This is a genomic window from Ruegeria sp. G12 (genome assembly GCF_056533565.1).
In genome coordinates, this window is the sequence record NZ_JBQFOO010000003.1 from 1 (window position 1) to 17,177 (window position 17,177).

At 58.5% G+C, this 17,177-nt stretch carries 12 protein-coding genes; 2 read left to right on the forward strand and 10 right to left on the reverse strand.

What is annotated here, in order from left to right; translation table 11 throughout:
• The 4 genes from ACR0JN_RS07720 to rpsL all read right to left on the reverse strand — a co-directional run.
• On the reverse strand, window positions 1-91 hold a 91-nt coding region (locus ACR0JN_RS07720; protein WP_215675807.1), incomplete at its 3' end, for a GTP-binding protein.
• Window positions 92-151: 60 nt separating this feature from the next.
• Window positions 152-2,269 carry an elongation factor G gene (fusA, locus tag ACR0JN_RS07725; RefSeq protein ID WP_480885020.1) on the reverse strand — a complete coding sequence of 706 codons (2,118 nt, stop codon included), beginning with the start codon at window positions 2,267-2,269 and terminating at the stop codon, window positions 152-154.
• A gap of 18 nt (window positions 2,270-2,287) precedes the next feature.
• On the reverse strand, window positions 2,288-2,758 hold the full coding sequence (gene rpsG / locus ACR0JN_RS07730; protein WP_039529242.1) for a 30S ribosomal protein S7: 471 nt from the start codon (window positions 2,756-2,758) through the stop codon (window positions 2,288-2,290).
• 15 nt (window positions 2,759-2,773) lie between these two features.
• A complete protein-coding gene (rpsL, locus tag ACR0JN_RS07735) occupies window positions 2,774-3,145 on the reverse strand; it encodes a 30S ribosomal protein S12 (protein ID WP_005621086.1) in 372 nt (123 codons plus the stop codon).
• 387 nt (window positions 3,146-3,532) lie between these two features.
• Between rpsL and ACR0JN_RS07740 the strand changes: the two genes are divergently transcribed.
• On the forward strand, window positions 3,533-4,348 hold the full coding sequence (locus ACR0JN_RS07740; protein ID WP_480885021.1) for a putative rhamnosyl transferase: 816 nt from the start codon (window positions 3,533-3,535) through the stop codon (window positions 4,346-4,348).
• Here the strand turns inward: ACR0JN_RS07740 and ACR0JN_RS07745 are convergent.
• Window positions 4,333-5,202, reverse strand: coding sequence for a DMT family transporter (locus tag ACR0JN_RS07745; RefSeq protein WP_480885022.1), 870 nt, complete (start codon window positions 5,200-5,202; stop codon window positions 4,333-4,335). The two genes, ACR0JN_RS07740 and ACR0JN_RS07745, sit on opposite strands and share 16 nt — an antisense overlap.
• 285 nt (window positions 5,203-5,487) lie before the next feature.
• Here ACR0JN_RS07745 and ACR0JN_RS07750 point away from each other — a divergent pair, with 285 nt between their 5' ends.
• Window positions 5,488-6,540, forward strand: coding sequence for a TRAP transporter substrate-binding protein (locus tag ACR0JN_RS07750; RefSeq protein WP_480885023.1), 1,053 nt, complete (start codon window positions 5,488-5,490; stop codon window positions 6,538-6,540).
• A gap of 146 nt (window positions 6,541-6,686) precedes the next feature.
• Here ACR0JN_RS07750 and ACR0JN_RS07755 read toward each other — a convergent pair whose 3' ends face one another.
• The 5 genes from ACR0JN_RS07755 to rplJ form a co-directional block, all read right to left on the reverse strand.
• Window positions 6,687-7,172 carry a RidA family protein gene (locus tag ACR0JN_RS07755; RefSeq protein ID WP_480885024.1) on the reverse strand — a complete coding sequence of 162 codons (486 nt, stop codon included), beginning with the start codon at window positions 7,170-7,172 and terminating at the stop codon, window positions 6,687-6,689.
• 188 nt (window positions 7,173-7,360) lie between these two features.
• Window positions 7,361-11,602: a DNA-directed RNA polymerase subunit beta' gene (rpoC, locus tag ACR0JN_RS07760; RefSeq protein WP_480885025.1), complete on the reverse strand. Its 4,242-nt coding sequence runs from the start codon at window positions 11,600-11,602 to the stop codon at window positions 7,361-7,363.
• Between the two features lie 81 nt (window positions 11,603-11,683).
• On the reverse strand, window positions 11,684-15,820 hold the full coding sequence (gene rpoB, locus ACR0JN_RS07765; protein ID WP_170611190.1) for a DNA-directed RNA polymerase subunit beta: 4,137 nt from the start codon (window positions 15,818-15,820) through the stop codon (window positions 11,684-11,686).
• Between the two features lie 294 nt (window positions 15,821-16,114).
• Entirely contained in the window at window positions 16,115-16,489 is a 375-nt protein-coding gene (gene rplL / locus ACR0JN_RS07770; RefSeq protein WP_010441182.1) for a 50S ribosomal protein L7/L12, read from the reverse strand.
• Window positions 16,490-16,568: 79 nt separating this feature from the next.
• Window positions 16,569-17,087, reverse strand: a complete 519-nt coding sequence (rplJ, locus tag ACR0JN_RS07775; protein ID WP_480815929.1) for a 50S ribosomal protein L10 — start codon at window positions 17,085-17,087, stop codon at window positions 16,569-16,571.
• Window positions 17,088-17,177: the final 90 nt, after the last annotated feature.

Below are 17,177 nucleotides of genomic sequence, written 5' to 3' on the forward strand. Positions count from 1 at the left end.
CTGCGGTCAGCGTCGTTTTACCATGGTCAACGTGGCCAATCGTGCCGATGTTGACGTGCGGTTTTGTACGCTCAAACTTTTCCTTTGCCATGATGGCCTCCTTTGTCGGTAATGACGGGAGCCCGCTAACCGGGCTCCCTCAAATCTTCGCTTATGCGTATTTCGCCTGGATCTCGTCCGAGATGTTCTGCGGAACCGGATCGTAGTGGTCGAACTGCATGGTGAACTGGGCACGGCCCGATGACATCGAACGCAGGGTGTTGATGTAGCCGAACATATTCGCCAGCGGAACGAACGCATCAATGGCGATCGCGTTGCCGCGCGGTTCCTGACCAGAGACCTGGCCACGACGCGAGGTCAGGTCGCCGATGATACCGCCGGTATATTCTTCCGGGGTGATCACTTCGACCTTCATGATCGGTTCCAGCAGCTTTGCGCCCGCTTTGCGCATGCCTTCACGCATACACATCCGCGATGCGATTTCGAACGCCAGAACGCTCGAGTCAACGTCGTGGAACTTACCGTCCAGCAGAGCAACCTTGAAGTCGATCACGGGGAAGCCAGCCAGCGGGCCGCTATCCATGACCGAGTTGATGCCCTTTTCAACACCCGGGATGTATTCCTTCGGAACGGCACCACCAACGATGCGGCTTTCGAACGAGTAACCTTCGCCCGGCTCGGTCGGCTGAATCTCAAGCTTGACTTCCGCGAACTGACCCGAACCACCCGACTGTTTCTTGTGGGTGTAGGTGTGCTCAACCGGCATCGAGATGGTTTCGCGATAGGCCACCTGCGGTGCACCAATGTTCGCTTCCACCTTGAACTCGCGCTTGAGACGGTCAACCAGGATGTCCAGGTGAAGTTCGCCCATGCCTTTCATGATGGTCTGACCGGATTCCAGATCAGTTTCCACCCGGAAGGACGGGTCTTCGGCGGCCAGACGGGCCAGACCTTGCGACATCTTCTCTTGGTCGCCCTTGGTTTTGGGCTCGACCGCGATCTCGATCACCGGATCGGGGAAGGTCATGGTTTCAAGAACCACCGGATCCTTCGCGTCACACAGAGTGTCACCGGTGGTGGTGTCTTTCAGACCCGCCAGCGCGATGATGTCGCCTGCAAACGCTTCTTCGATCTCTTCCCGGTTGTTCGAGTGCATCATCATCATACGACCGATGCGCTCTTTCTTACCTTTGGTCGAGTTCAGGATCGAGTCACCCTTGTTCATGGTGCCCGAGTAGATCCGGGTGAAGGTCAGCGAGCCAACGAAGGGGTCGTTCATGATTTTGAACGCCAGACCCGAGAAGGCCATTTCGTCGTCTGCACGACGTGCGATGTCACGAACTTCTTCCTCGTCACCGGGTTTGAAGCCCATGTAATCAACAACGTCCAGCGGGCTGGGCAGATAGTCGATCACAGCGTTGAGCAGAGGCTGAACGCCTTTGTTCTTGAACGCCGAACCACCCAGAACCGGAACGAACGCGATGTCCAGAGTACCTTTCCGCAGCAGGGCGCGCAGGGTCGGAACGTCGGGCTCATTGCCTTCCAGGTATTCCATCATCGCGTCGTCGTCCATTTCGACGGCCGCTTCGATCATCTTGCCGCGCCATTCGTCAGCCATGTCTTTCAGGCTGTCGCGGATCGGAGCTTTGATCCAGCTTGCGCCCAGATCTTCGCCCTGCCACAGCCATTCTTCCATGGTGACCAGGTCAACCAGGCCTTCCAGCTCGGACTCGGCGCCGATCGGAATACCAACCGGAACAGCACGTGCGCCGGTGCGGTCTTCGATCATGCGAACGCAGTTGAAGAAGTCTGCGCCGATCTTGTCCATCTTGTTGACGAAAACCATGCGCGGAACCTTGTAGCGGTCAGCCTGACGCCACACGGTTTCGGTCTGGGGCTCAACACCGGCGTTTGCGTCCAGAACGCAGACGGCACCGTCGAGAACCGCCAGCGAGCGTTCGACTTCGATGGTGAAGTCAACGTGGCCAGGGGTGTCGATGATGTTCAGGCGGTGCTTGGGGGTATCGGCGGTCTGACCGTCCTCGGTGCGCTCCCAGAAAGTGGTGGTCGCAGCCGAGGTGATGGTGATGCCGCGTTCCTGCTCCTGCTCCATCCAGTCCATGGTGGCTGCACCATCGTGCACCTCACCGATGTTGTGGGATTTACCAGTGTAATACAGGATACGCTCCGAGCAGGTGGTCTTACCTGCGTCGATGTGCGCCATGATACCGAAGTTACGGTATAGTTCGAGCGGATATTCGCGTGCCATTTTTGATAAGCCTCTGAATTACCAGCGGTAGTGGCTGAAGGCTTTGTTCGCCTCGGCCATCTTGTGGGTGTCTTCGCGCTTCTTCACGGCGGTACCGCGGGACTGTACAGCGTCCAGCAGTTCACCGGCGAGGCGTTCTTCCATGGTGTTTTCGTTGCGGCCGCGCGCAGCAGTGATCAGCCAGCGGATGGCCAGTGCTTCGCGGCGCTCGGGGCGGACTTCGACCGGAACCTGATAGGTTGCACCACCAACCCGGCGCGAGCGAACCTCTACCGACGGTTTGATGTTGTCGAGCGCTTCGTGGAACACTTCAACAGGTGCGCGCTTGATTTTGTTCTCAACGCGGTCAAACGCGTTGTAAACGATGCGCTCTGCGACCGACTTCTTGCCGTCGATCATCAGGTTGTTCATGAATTTGGTCAGAACCTTGTCGCCAAATTTGGCGTCAGGCAGGACTTCGCGTTTTTCGGCGGCGTGACGACGTGACATATCAGCCTCTCCTTCTTACTTGGGACGCTTCGCGCCGTATTTCGAACGGCGTTGCTTACGATCTTTGACGCCCTGAGTATCCAGAACACCGCGCAGGATGTGGTAACGCACACCGGGAAGGTCTTTCACACGGCCGCCACGGATCAGAACAACCGAGTGTTCCTGCAGGTTGTGGCTTTCACCGGGGATGTACGAGATGACCTCGAACCCGTTGGTCAGGCGCACCTTGGCAACCTTACGCATCGCCGAGTTCGGCTTTTTCGGTGTGGTGGTATATACACGGGTGCAGACGCCGCGTTTCTGCGGGCACTGCTCCAGGTGCATGGACTTCGAGCGTTTTACTTTGGGCTGCCGCGGTTTGCGGATCAGCTGTTGAATAGTTGGCATTCCGGTTTCTTCCCCGTTTTGCAACACACATGACATGCACGCGGGCTGCGTGCGGTTAAACTTCGCTGCACTCATGCGTCCACAAGCGCAAAACCCGCGAGCGTTCCCATTCCGAGGTGAACGTCGCGGTTTGTTATCAGAGGGCGCGAACTGCAAAATTGTCCGGGCCTTGACCAGTTCATTACTGAAATCGGTTATGGGGCGGCCCCCGGTACCGAGATGTCGCGCGTAATAGGGGGAGTCGGCGCGCGTGTCAACAGCACTTGGCACCGTGTGCCCCCTGGGCCGGATTGCGCTGATTTATCAAAGCCTGCAGGCCCCTTCCACCGTTGCGGGTTCCGGGCCGCCCCGGCATAGTGCGCGCAGACTTCGGACATTGGATGACGCATGCAAGTGATAGGGCTCTGCCGGTTTTCCTTTCCGGCCCTTGGCAGCTTTCAGACCGAACATGAAACGCTGCAGGACCGGCGGCGGTTTCTATATAGCCCCGAGCGGCTGGAAGAGCGATTCCGCCTGTTCGAATCCTCGACCCTGCCCTGCTTTCGCGAACATACGGACGAGGATTTTCAGCTGCTGGTCGTCGTCGGCCACTGCCTGCCCAAACCGGCCTTTGACCGGCTGCAAGACCTGACCGCAGACGTGAAACAGGTGCGGATCGTGCAAAGATCGTCGGATACCGAAAAACGCCACCGGCACGTAATGAAAGACATCCTGAACGAGGCCCGCACCCATCCCGACCAGCCCTGCCTACAATTCCGGCATGATGACGATGATGCCGTGTCCGTCGATTTTGTGGAACGCCTGCGCGAGGCAGCGCGGGACAGCAAGGCACTGATGGATCGGCATCGACTGGTCGGAATAGACTTCAACAAAGGGTTTTTCGCCCGCCTGAACGCCGAGGGGATTTTGGCGACCGAGACGTTCAAACCGCTACTCGGGGTCGGCCTCGGTATGCATGTCCGGGGGGGCTGCAAACAGACGATCATGAGCTTCACCCACCACAGGGTCGGTCGCTTCATGCCCGTTGTCAGCTACCCGGATGCGCCGATGTGGGTACGATCCCTGAACGGCTTCAACGACTCCAGAGGCGCGCGGAACAACACCAAGGAATTGCTCCCCCTGACCCCCGAGCAGGAGGGCGAGTTTATCGCTCGCTTCGCCATTGATCAGAACGTGGTCCGACAGGTTCACTCTGCCGCCTGATGCGACCGTTCGCGGAACAGGGTGAACACCCCGGCCGCCACGACCAAGGCGGCCCCGAGCATAGTGATCACATCCGGCCACTCGCCGAAAACGGCCCAACCCAGCCCCAGCGCCCAAAGCAGGCTGGAATACCGGAAAGGGGCAATAAACCCAACGTCGCCTTCGCGCATGACCATGACGCTGCACAGATAAGCCACCAAAACAAACACCGCCGCCGAGGCCACAAGCACGCCGCCGCCGGGCGATACAGATGACCACCCCTCGAAGACCGAGACGAACCCGGCGGTCAACGTGATCGACAGCGATGCTGCAAGCGTAACGACCATCGAAGGCACCTGCGCCGACATCCGACGCGTGATCAGATCGCGCACTGTCACCGAAATCACCGCCGCCAGCGCGTAGGCGGCATAAAGGCTGAACCCGTCCGGCCCCGGGCGTACGATCAACAGCATCCCGGCAAAGCCGATGCCAATGGCCAGTATCCGCCGCCAGCCGATCTGTTCCGAGAAAAACAGCGCCGCCCCCAGCGTGACCGTCAGCGGCAGGGCCTGCAAAACCGCCGTCACATTTGCCAGCGGCATGTTCTTCAGAGCGGTCAGGAAAAAGAAGGTGGCCGCCAGTTCGGCAACACAGCGGATGGCGATCAACCACTTGTCATGACTCGGAAAATTCAGATGCAGCGCACCAAGGTACCGGGCGAGGAAAAAGATCAACCCGGTGGCCAGAACCCCACGCATCGCAACCAGTTGGAACAGCGGCAATTCCTGCAGCGCCACCTTCACGAACGTATCGTTCACGGTAAACGCGGCCATGCTGCCCATCATCAACAGGGCACCTTTGACGTTGGGGGTCATTCCGGTTTGGTCCGATCGCAAGTGAACAGGACCATTGGCCTGTCGGGTGGGCCTAATGTCAACTTATTAATAATCGCGCGCCCGACACAGCCTTTGCAAGCAGAGGGTGCCGCGCTCGGACATCAAAGCCAGGTCAGCTTTACGGGTTAAAGCTGCAGTTTGATCTTGAACGAATGCGTGTAAATTCAAGGATAATGGAGGCAGTTTTGATCCACATCTCGAAAACATCCGCCGCGTCGACAATCACGCCCCCAAAAAACTAACGCCAAAGCCCCGGAGGACGACATGACAAAGATGACCAAACTGGCCCTAGCTGCCTTACCATTTGTGGCCATCAGCGGGCCGAGCCTTGCGCAGGATGTCACAATCACCCTGCAATCGGCTTTTCCCACCAGCCTTCCGGTCGTCAACACGATCCGGCAGTTTGAAGCAGATGTCGAGGCAGCCTCCGGTGGGACGATCCAGATCGAGCTGGCGGAACCTGGCGCGATTGTCCCACCGTTCGACATTCAACAGGCGGTCTCTGACGGCGAGATCGAAGCGGGCTATACCGCTGCGGCCTACCTTCATGGGTCCTTGCCCGTCGCGTCGTTTTTCACGTCGATGCCGTTCGGGCCGCAAGCGCTCGATTATATGGCATGGTTCTACGAAGGCGGCGGGATCGAGCTCAATCAGCGCATGTATGACGATGCGGGATTTGACCTTGTGACTATGCCAGTCACCTTCACCGGCATGGAGTCGGGCGGCTGGTTCAACACACCCATCGAAGGGGCCAACGATTTTGCCGGGCTCAAGCTTCGCTGGACGGGGCTCGCCTCGGAAGTGCTGGCGAGCCTTGGGGCGGATACCGTGCTGATCGCTGGCGGAGAGATCTTTCCATCGCTTGAAAGTGGCGACATCGACGGGACCGAGTTCAGCTTTCCCCAGGTGGATCTTGCGCTGAATTTTCCACAAGTGGCTTCCTACTATTATTTCCCCGGCTGGCACCAACCCTCGACCATGATTGAGTTGGTCATCAACCGCGACGTTTGGGACGGCCTGACAGACAGTCAACGCACGATCATCGATATGGCGGCCAGAACCAATGCAATGCGTTCGGTCTTGCAGATGGAATACTCACAAGCCTCCGCCGTCGCGCAAATGGCGGAACAGGGCGTGGAGGTCCGCCTTTACAGCCCCGAGACCCTGGACAGCCTCCGGGTTGCCTGGGACGCGCTTGTCTCCGAGATGGCCGCGGCCGACCCCTTTGTGGCAGAGGTCTGGGACAGCTTACAGGCCGCTCGAACGCAAGAAGACGCCTGGGACGCGTTAACCGAAACACCTATGCAGCGCCCATGATCTGCCGTCTTAGCGCGATTCTTGGGCGTCTGCGCCCGGGGGTTTGGCCTCTTGCACAACATGAGCCGGGCCACAAAGGGCTTAGTACAGTCATTTGCTCTGCCTGGCGTGAACGGTCGCAATGCGAGCGAAGCAGTCGCTCGCGCTTACGGACAAATCTGCACTTCGCCCTCGATTTCCATCGCGAAACCCAACGGCAGCCCCGAAACACCGATTGCCGATCGCGCATGTCGGCCCACCTCTGGTCCAAACACTTCCACTACGAGATCGCTGAAACCATTTACCACCAAATGTTGCTCGGTGTAGCCGGGACTCGAGCTGACCATTCCGAAAACTCGTGTCCAGCCGACAATCCGGGACAGTTCACCAATTTCAGCTTTAATGTTTGCCAACACCGAAAGTGCAATTTCGCGAGCTGCATCATAGGCTTGTTCAGTTGTTAGCTCAGCACCAACCATGCCATATGGACCTGCAATACTGCCGTCCATTGCGGTCTTGGGGCTTCCTGAAAACAGGAGGCGGTCACCCCAAATGTTAACGAATGCGAACGGTAGGTGCACGCCGACAGGCGGCTTTGCAGCGGCGGGCAAGCTCAACCCGAGTTCACGCAGTCTTTCTTCTGGCGCTGCCATCCCAATCCTCATGAGGTCAGCATCTCGGAAGCACCATATCAGACACCGGAGCACCTGTCTGCTTCGGGCTCAAAGTCGTTAATCAAATTGAATCCATAGCCCGCAGCAAATTCCCCGCCGACAATCTTCCAAATAAGAAAAGGCCCCGCAAAACTGCGGGGCCCTTTGATCCGTTTGTGTCGCTGCGATTATTCGCGGCTTTCCGGGGTTTCCACCAGAACGTCCAGCTCATCCCCGACCATATCGTCGTCCATGACCGGCGCAGCCAGAGCAGCGGCCGCTTCGGCCTCTTCCCGACGGGCTTCGATGACCACATTGTCACGCGACTGCGCGATGTGGCGGACGGCCTGAGTTGCTCCACCGGTGCCGGCGGGGATCAGGCGACCAACGATGACGTTCTCTTTCAGGCCAACCAGCTTGTCTTTCTTGCCCTGTACTGACGCTTCGGTCAGCACGCGGGTGGTTTCCTGGAACGACGCCGCCGAGATGAACGAACGCGTCTGCAGCGAGGCCTTGGTGATCCCCAACAGGATCGGCTCACCCTGTGCCGGGCGACCGCCACGGTCGAGGGTCTTCTCGTTGGCCGCGTCGAACTCTTGCTTGTCGACGTGTTCGCCTTTCAGCAGGGTGGTGTCGCCTGAATCCAGGATCTCCCACTTCTGCAGCATCTGGCGCACGATGACCTCGATGTGCTTGTCGTTGATCTTCACACCCTGCAGACGATACACGTCCTGCACCTCGTCGATCATGTAATCCGCCAGCGCTTCGACACCCATGATGGACAGGATGTCATGCGGAGCCGGGTTACCGTCCATCAGGTATTCACCCTTCTGGATGAAGTCCCCTTCGGCGACCGGGATGTGCTTGCCCTTGGGCACCATGTACTCGATGGTCTCCATGGACTCGTCCGCCGGTTCGATGCTGATGCGACGCTTGTTCTTGTAGTCGCGGCCAAAGCGCACGTAACCATCGGCTTCTGCGATGATCGCGTGATCTTTCGGGCGACGGGCTTCGAACAGTTCGGCCACACGCGGCAGACCACCGGTGATGTCCTTGGTCTTGGCGCCTTCACGCGGGATACGCGCGACAACGTCACCGGCTTCGATGGTTTGGCCATCTTCAACCGACAGGATCGCATCCACCGACATCGGATAGTGAACCGGGTTGCCCGCATCGTTGCGGACCGGCTCGCCATCTTCGCCGACCAGAATGATCTCGGGCTTGAGGTCGCTGCCTTTGGGGGCGGCGCGCCAGTCGATCACGATCTTCTGGGTCATACCGGTTGCATCGTCGGTCTCGTCGCGGACAGCAAGGCCCGAAACAAGGTCAACGTATTTCGCGGTACCGGCTTTTTCGGCGATGATCGGCAGGGTGTAGGGATCCCATTCGAACAGCTTGTCGCCACGGGCCACTTTGGTGCCGTCCTTGACGAACAGCTTGGAGCCGTAGCCCAGCTTGAAGCTGGCGCGTTCCTCGCCGTGTTCGTCGTTGATCACCAGCTTCATGTTCCGGCCCATGACCAGGCTTTCACCTGCGGCATTGACCAGGATCTGCGGGTTCTCGAACGCGACAACACCTTCCTGGTTGGCTTCCTGGAACGACTGCTGACCACCTTGCGCAACACCACCGATGTGGAAAGTACGCATCGTCAGCTGCGTACCGGGTTCACCAATGGACTGCGCGGCGATGATACCGACAGCCTCGCCTGTGTTCACCATGGTACCGCGCGCAAGGTCACGACCGTAGCAGGTTGCACAGACGCCTTCCTCGGACTCACATGTCAGAGGCGAACGGATGCGCATCGAGGCAACACCGGCCTCATCAATGGTGTCGGCCATACGTTCGTCGATCAGCTGACCTGCTGCGACGATCACCTCATCGGTGCCCGGACGCAGAACATCGTCAGCCGCCACGCGGCCCAGCACACGTTCGGCCAGCGAGGCGACAACCTCACCGTCGTTAACGGCGGCTTCGGCGGTGATCGCACGCTCGGTGCCACAGTCGATTTCACGAACGATGCAGTCCTGCGCCACGTCCACCAGACGACGGGTCAGGTAACCCGAGTTCGCCGTCTTCAGAGCGGTGTCCGACAGACCCTTACGGGCACCGTGGGTCGAGTTGAAGTACTCGAGAACGGTCAGACCTTCTTTAAAGTTCGAGATGATCGGCGTCTCGATGATGTCACCGTTCGGTTTGGCCATCAGGCCGCGCATACCGCCCAGCTGTTTCATCTGAGTGACCGAGCCACGCGCACCGGAGTGGGCCATCATGTAGACCGAGTTTGGTTCCTGCTCGGAGCCGTCCTCTGCCCGATCCGACGACGAAATCGTCGACATCATGGCTTCGGTGACGCGGTCGTTACACTTCGACCAGGCATCGACAACTTTGTTGTACTTTTCGCCCTGAGTGATCAGGCCGTCCATGTACTGCTGTTCAAAGTCCTTCACCTGACCGCGGGTGTCATCAACGATGCCCCACTTGTCGTCCGGAATGACCATGTCGTCCTTACCGAACGAGATGCCCGCCTTGAACGCTTCTTTGAAGCCCATCGACATGATCTGGTCACAGAAAATAACCGACTCTTTCTGACCGCAGTAACGGTAGACGGTATCGATCACCTGCTGCACTTCTTTCTTCCGCAGCAGGCGGTTGACCAGCTCGAACGGAGCTTTGTTGTTCATCGGCAGCAAGGCACCCAGACGCAGACGGCCCGGAGTGGTCTCGAAACGCTTCTGAACTTCGTTGCCTTCGTCGTCGATCTGCGTGATCCGCGCGGTGATCTTGGAGTGCAGGTGCACTTCACCGGCGTCCAGCGCGTGCTGAACTTCTTCGATAGACCCAAAGACCTTGCCTTCGCCCGGCATACCTTCGCGTTCCAGGGTCACATAGTAGAGACCCAGGATCATGTCCTGCGACGGAACGATGATCGGCGCGCCGTTTGCAGGCGACAGAACGTTGTTCGTCGACATCATCAGAACACGGGCTTCCAGCTGGGCCTCAAGGCTCAGCGGCACGTGAACGGCCATCTGGTCGCCGTCGAAGTCGGCGTTAAAGGCCGAACAGACCAGCGGGTGCAGCTGGATGGCTTTACCTTCGATCAGGACCGGCTCGAACGCCTGAATGCCGAGACGGTGCAGCGTCGGCGCACGGTTCAGCATGACAGGGTGTTCGCGGATCACCTCGTCGAGGATATCCCACACTTCGGGACGCTCTTTCTCGACCAGTTTCTTCGCCTGTTTCACGGTCGAAGACAGACCCTTGGCTTCAAGGCGCGAGTAGATGAACGGCTTGAACAGCTCCAGCGCCATCTTCTTGGGCAGACCACATTGGTGCAGCTTCAGCTCGGGGCCGGTCACGATGACCGAACGGCCCGAGAAGTCGACCCGCTTACCCAGAAGGTTCTGACGGAAGCGACCCTGCTTGCCTTTCAGCATGTCCGACAGCGATTTCAACGGACGCTTGTTGGCACCGGTGATCACGCGGCCACGGCGGCCATTGTCGAACAGAGCATCAACGGATTCCTGCAGCATCCGCTTTTCGTTACGGACGATGATGTCAGGCGCGCGCAGTTCGATCAGGCGCTTCAGACGGTTGTTCCGGTTGATGACGCGGCGATACAGATCGTTCAGATCCGAAGTCGCAAAACGACCACCATCCAGGGGAACCAGCGGACGCAGTTCCGGCGGAATGACCGGGATCACGGTCATCACCATCCACTCGGGCCGGTTGCCTGACTCGAGGAAGGATTCAACAACCTTCAGACGCTTGATGATCTTCTTGGGCTTCAGTTCACCGGTTGCTTCGGCCAGATCCGCGCGCAGCTGCTCGGCTTCGGCTTCCAGATCGATCTGGGCCAGCATCTCGCGGATGGCTTCGGCACCGATATTGGCGGTGAACGCGTCCATGCCGTAGGCATCCTGAGCGTCCATATACTCTTCTTCGGTCAGCATCTGGCCGTAGGTCAGGTCGGTCAGACCGGGCTCGATGACGACGTAGTTTTCAAAGTACAGAACGCGTTCCAGATCGCGCAGCGTCATGTCCAGCATCAGGCCGATGCGGGACGGCAACGACTTCAGGAACCAGATATGCGCAACAGGCGCGGCCAGTTCGATGTGGCCCATACGTTCACGGCGGACTTTCTGCAGGGTGACTTCAACACCGCATTTCTCGCAGACAACGCCGCGATATTTCATCCGCTTATATTTGCCGCACAGACATTCGTAGTCTTTGATCGGGCCAAAGATACGCGCGCAGAACAGACCGTCACGTTCGGGCTTGAACGTCCGGTAGTTGATGGTTTCGGGTTTCTTGATCTCGCCATAGGACCAAGACAGGATCCGTTCGGGGCTCGCCAGCGAGACCTTGATCTCGTCGAAGACCTTCGGGGGCGTCAGTGGGTTGAACGGGTTGTTGGTGATTTCCTGGTTCATTTGTTACCTCAAATCTTGCGGAAGGGGGGAGAGGGGAGCGGAAACTTCAAAAGTTTCCGCCCAAGAATTTTTTCAAAATTCTTATTCCTCAACCTCCGCATCCAGGAGTTCCATATTCAGGCCGAGGCCACGGACTTCTTTCACCAGAACGTTGAACGATTCCGGTACGCCCGCTTCAAAGTTATCCTCGCCCTTGACGATCGACTCGTACACTTTGGTCCGGCCGGCGACGTCATCCGATTTCACCGTCAGCATCTCCTGCAGGGTGTAGGCGGCACCGTAAGCTTCTAGTGCCCAAACCTCCATCTCACCAAAGCGCTGACCACCGAACTGCGCCTTACCACCCAGCGGCTGCTGAGTGACCAGGCTGTACGGCCCGGTCGAACGCGCGTGGATCTTGTCGTCCACAAGGTGGTGCAGTTTCAGCAGGTACTTGATGCCCACGGTCACCGGACGCGCAAATTGCTCACCCGTACGACCGTCGAACAGAACCGACTGACCGCTTTCCGAGAAGCCCGCACGCACCAGCGCGTCGTTGACGTCAGCCTCTTTGGCACCGTCAAAGACCGGAGTTGCGATGGGAACACCGCGGGTCACGTTGCCCGCAGCCTCGATCAGGCCATCCTCGTCCAGACCTGTGATGCCTTCTTCGTAGACATTCTCGCCATAGGCCAGCTTCATCGCTTCGCGCACCGGGGTCAGGTCGCCGGACCGGCGGTATTCACCCAGAGCGTCGTCGATGTTCAGACCCAGACCGCGTGCGGCCCAACCCATGTGGGTTTCCAGAATCTGACCAACGTTCATACGCGAAGGCACACCCAGCGGGTTCAGACAGAAGTCAACCGGCGTACCATCGGCCAGGAACGGCATGTCTTCCATCGGAACAACCTTGGAAATCACACCTTTGTTCCCGTGACGACCGGCCATCTTGTCGCCCGGCTGCAGCTTGCGCTTCACAGCGATGAAGACTTTGACCATCTTCATCACACCCGGCGGCAGGTCGTCGCCACGGCGGACCTTCTCGACCTTGTCTTCGAAACGGGCGTCCAGAGCGCGCTTTTGCACTTCGTACTGCTCGTTCAGAGCCTCGACGATCTGTGCGTCCTGCTCGCCTTCCAGCGCCAGCTGCCACCACTGACCACGGGTCAGAGTTTCCAGCAGATCCTCAGTGATCACCGACCCTGCCTTGACGCCTTTCGGGCCTTTGACAGCGGTTTTACCCAGGATCAGGCCTTGCAGACGCGCATAGATGTTGCGGTCAAGGATCGCCAGCTCGTCGTCCCGGTCACGGGCCAGACGTTCGACTTCCTCACGCTCGATCTGCAGCGCACGCTCGTCTTTCTCAACGCCGTGACGGTTGAAGACACGAACCTCAACGACCGTACCGTAATCGCCCGGCTTCACGCGCAGCGAGGTGTCGCGCACGTCAGATGCTTTTTCGCCAAAGATGGCGCGCAGCAGCTTTTCTTCCGGGGTCATCGGGCTTTCGCCCTTCGGGGTGATCTTACCGACCAGAATATCGCCCGGCTCAACATCCGCGCCGATGTAAACGATGCCCGCCTCGTCGAGGTTGCGCAGCGCTTCTTCACCGACGTTGGGGATGTCGCGGGTGATCTCTTCCGGACCCAGCTTGGTGTCACGGGCGGCGACTTCAAACTCCTCGATATGAACCGAGGTAAAGACGTCGTCACGCGCGATACGTTCCGAGATCAGGATCGAGTCTTCGTAGTTGTAACCGTTCCACGGCATGAACGCGACGACCACGTTCTTACCAAGGGCCAGTTCACCCATATCGGTCGACGGACCATCGGCAATGACCTCGCCCTTCTGGACAGTGTCACCCACCTTGATCAGCGGACGCTGGTTGATGCAGGTGTTTTGGTTCGAACGCTGGAACTTGCGCAGACGATAGATGTCAACGCCAGCGTCGCCCAGTTCCAGATCTTCGGTGGCGCGGATAACGATACGCTGGGCATCGACCTGGTCGATGATACCGGCGCGTTTCGCCTGGATCGCAGCACCCGAGTCGATCGCAACCTTTTCCTCGATCCCGGTGCCGACCAGCGGCGCTTCGGCGCGCAGCAGCGGAACCGCCTGACGTTGCATGTTCGAGCCCATAAGAGCGCGGTTGGCATCGTCATTTTCAAGGAACGGGATCAGCGATGCAGCGACTGAGACCAGCTGTTTCGGCGACACGTCGATCAGGTCAACATTCTCGCGCGGGGCAAGTGTGTAGTCACCGGCCTGACGGGTCGAGACCAGATCGTTGATGAACTTGCCATCGGCGTCCAGAGTCGCGTTCGCCTGCGCCACGGTGTGACGCATTTCTTCGGTCGCGGACATATAATGCACTTCGTCCGTCACCTCGGCGTCTTTAACAACGCGGTAGGGTGTTTCGATGAAGCCATACTTGTTCACGCGGGCGAAGGTGGCCAGCGAGTTGATCAGACCAATGTTCGGACCTTCGGGCGTTTCAATCGGGCACATCCGGCCATAGTGGGTCGGGTGCACGTCGCGCACCTCAAAGCCCGCACGCTCGCGCGTCAGACCGCCGGGGCCAAGCGCCGAGAGGCGGCGTTTGTGGGTCACTTCCGACAGCGGGTTGGTCTGGTCCATGAACTGCGACAGCTGCGATGAGCCGAAGAATTCGCGAACAGCAGCCGCAGCCGGTTTCGCGTTGATCAGGTCCTGCGGCATGACGGTGTCGATCTCGACCGACGACATACGCTCTTTGATCGCGCGCTCCATGCGCAGCAGGCCAACGCGGTACTGGTTTTCCATCAGTTCGCCGACCGAACGCACACGACGGTTGCCGAGGTGGTCGATATCGTCCACGTCACCTTTGCCGTCACGCAGTTCCACCAGCGCCTTGATGCAGGCCACGATGTCTTCGCGGCGCAGGGTGCGCAGGGTGTCCGGCGCATCCAGAGCCAGACGCATGTTCATCTTTACCCGCCCAACAGCGGACAAGTCATAGCGCTCGCTGTCGAAGAACAGCGTGTCGAACAGAGCCGAGGCCGCTTCGACGGTGGGCGGCTCACCCGGACGCATGACGCGGTAGATGTCCATCAGCGCGCTTTCACGGTTCAGGTTCTTGTCCTGCGCCATGGTGTTGCGCATGTAGGGGCCAACGTTGACGTTGTCGATGTCCAGAACCGGGATGTCGGTGATGCCCGCATCCATCAGATCCTTGACGGTGCCGCCGATCAGGTCGCCGTCTTTGTCATATTCAAGGGTCAACTCATCACCGGCTTCGACATAGATCGCGCCGTTTTCTTCGTTGATGATGTCCTTGGCGACATACTTGCCCACGATGTTATCGAAGGGCACCAGCAGGTCGGTGACGGCACCTTCGTCGATCAGCTTTTTGACCGCGCGCGGCGTGACCTTCTTGCCGGCTTCGGCAATCACTTCACCGGATTTCGCGTCGATCAAATCGTAAGTCGGACGGGTGCCGCGCACACGCTCGGGGAAGAAGGGCGTGACCCAGCCTTTCTTCTTGTCCAGCTTGTAGGACACGGTGTTGTAATACGCGTCCATGATCGCTTCCTGATCCAGACCCAGCGCATAGAGCAGGGTTGTCACAGGCAGTTTACGGCGACGGTCGATACGGGCAAAAACGATGTCCTTGGCGTCGAACTCAAAGTCCAGCCAGCTGCCGCGATACGGGATGATGCGGCAGGCAAACAGCAGCTTACCCGAGGAATGGGTCTTGCCTTTGTCGTGGTCAAAGAACACACCGGGCGAGCGGTGCATCTGGCTGACGATCACACGCTCGGTGCCGTTCACGATAAAGGTGCCGTTCGGCGTCATCAGGGGCATGTCGCCCATGAACACGTCCTGTTCCTTGATGTCCTTGACCGATTTCGCGCCGGTGTCCTCATCGACATCAAACACGATCAGACGCAGAGTGACCTTGAGCGGCGCGCTGTAGGTCATGTCGCGCTGCATACACTCTTCGACGTCGTATTTGGGTTTTTCCAGATCGTATTTCACGAACTCCAGAACGGAGGTTTCGTTGAAATCCTTGATCGGGAAAACCGACTGGAACACGCCTTTGATGCCTTCGCCGTCTGTGGGCTGCTCTGCATCGCCGGAGCGCAGGAAAAGATCATAAGAAGATTTCTGCACCTCAATGAGGTTAGGCATTTCCAAAACTTCGCGGATTTTGCCGTAATATTTACGAAGACGTTTCTGGCCAAGGAACGTTTGAGCCATGTCAGATGTCACCTTTCGATGTTCTCAGCGGGCAAAGACACCGTCGGGCCCCGGCATCTTGCACAATCGAGACAACACGTCCGGATCAATTCGTGGCCACCGTCCCGAAGGCGGCCTCCCGATCCGAAAACCGTGTCTTAGAAAACGCCCCTGAAAATGAGGCCCTTTCTAAGACAGGTTCGGCTGGACCCGGATTTCTCCGGACCCAGCCTGAACTTTTGGGCACCAACCGGAGTTCGATACGAACTCCGGACCGCTTTCTTTGAAAGAAAGCGGGTCCCTGAGCAAAAGCGCTTAGGCCAGTTCGACCTCGGCGCCAGCTGCTTCCAGCTTGCCTTTGACTTCTTCGGCTTCGTCTTTCGACACGCCTTCTTTGATCTTGCCGCCAGCTTCGACCAGTTCCTTGGCTTCTTTCAGGCCCAGACCGGTGATGCCGCGAACTTCTTTGATCACGTTGATTTTCGAAGCGCCGGCGTTCTTCAGAACGACGTCGAATTCGGTTTTCTCTTCCTCAGCTGCGCCACCGGCGTCGCCACCGGCTGCAACCATGACGGCGCCGCCAGCTGCGGGCTCGATGCCGTACTCGTCTTTGAGGATGGTTTTCAGTTCTTGTGCTTCCAGCAGGGTCAGACCCACGATGCTTTCTGCGAGTGCTTTCAGATCAGCCATTTTATCAGCTCTTTCCGTTTACAGTGTGTGTTCCAACGTCAGGGGCATTCCCCTACGCAGATCATTCAGTGCCAACCGCTTACGCAGCTTCCGCCTTCTCTTCGATGGTGGAAAGGATGCTTGCGATGTTGCTTGCAGGTGCGCCAATCGCGCCGGCGATGTTCGAAGCAGGTGCGCCAATGCAGCCCACGATCGAAGCAATAAGCTCTTCACGAGACGGCATTTTCGAAACGGCTTCAACGCCTTTGCGGTCCAGAGCGTTCTCGCCCATTGCACCGCCAAGGATTTCGAACTTCTTGTTCTCCTTGGCGAAGTCCTCGGCCACCTTGGCTGCTGCCACGGGGTCCTCGGAATAGGTCAGAACGGTCATACCCGTCAGCAGGTCAGCGATGCTTGCACATGGCTTTCCGTCGAGGGCGATTTTGGCGAGCCTGTTCTTGGCAACACGCACGGCGCCACCCGCGTCACGAGCACGTGCGCGAAGGTCCTGCATCTCGGCAACTGTCAGACCGGCGTAGTGCGATACCACTACGACGCCAGAGCTTTCGAAGATTTGGCCGAGTTCCTCGACCACTTTCTCTTTCTGGGCTCTATCCACAGTTCTCTCCAAGTTAGGGGCGATATCTCACCCCGGCTCATATTTGCCGAGGGGTTAACCCCGGCGTTCAGGTCCGTTGTTACGGGATTA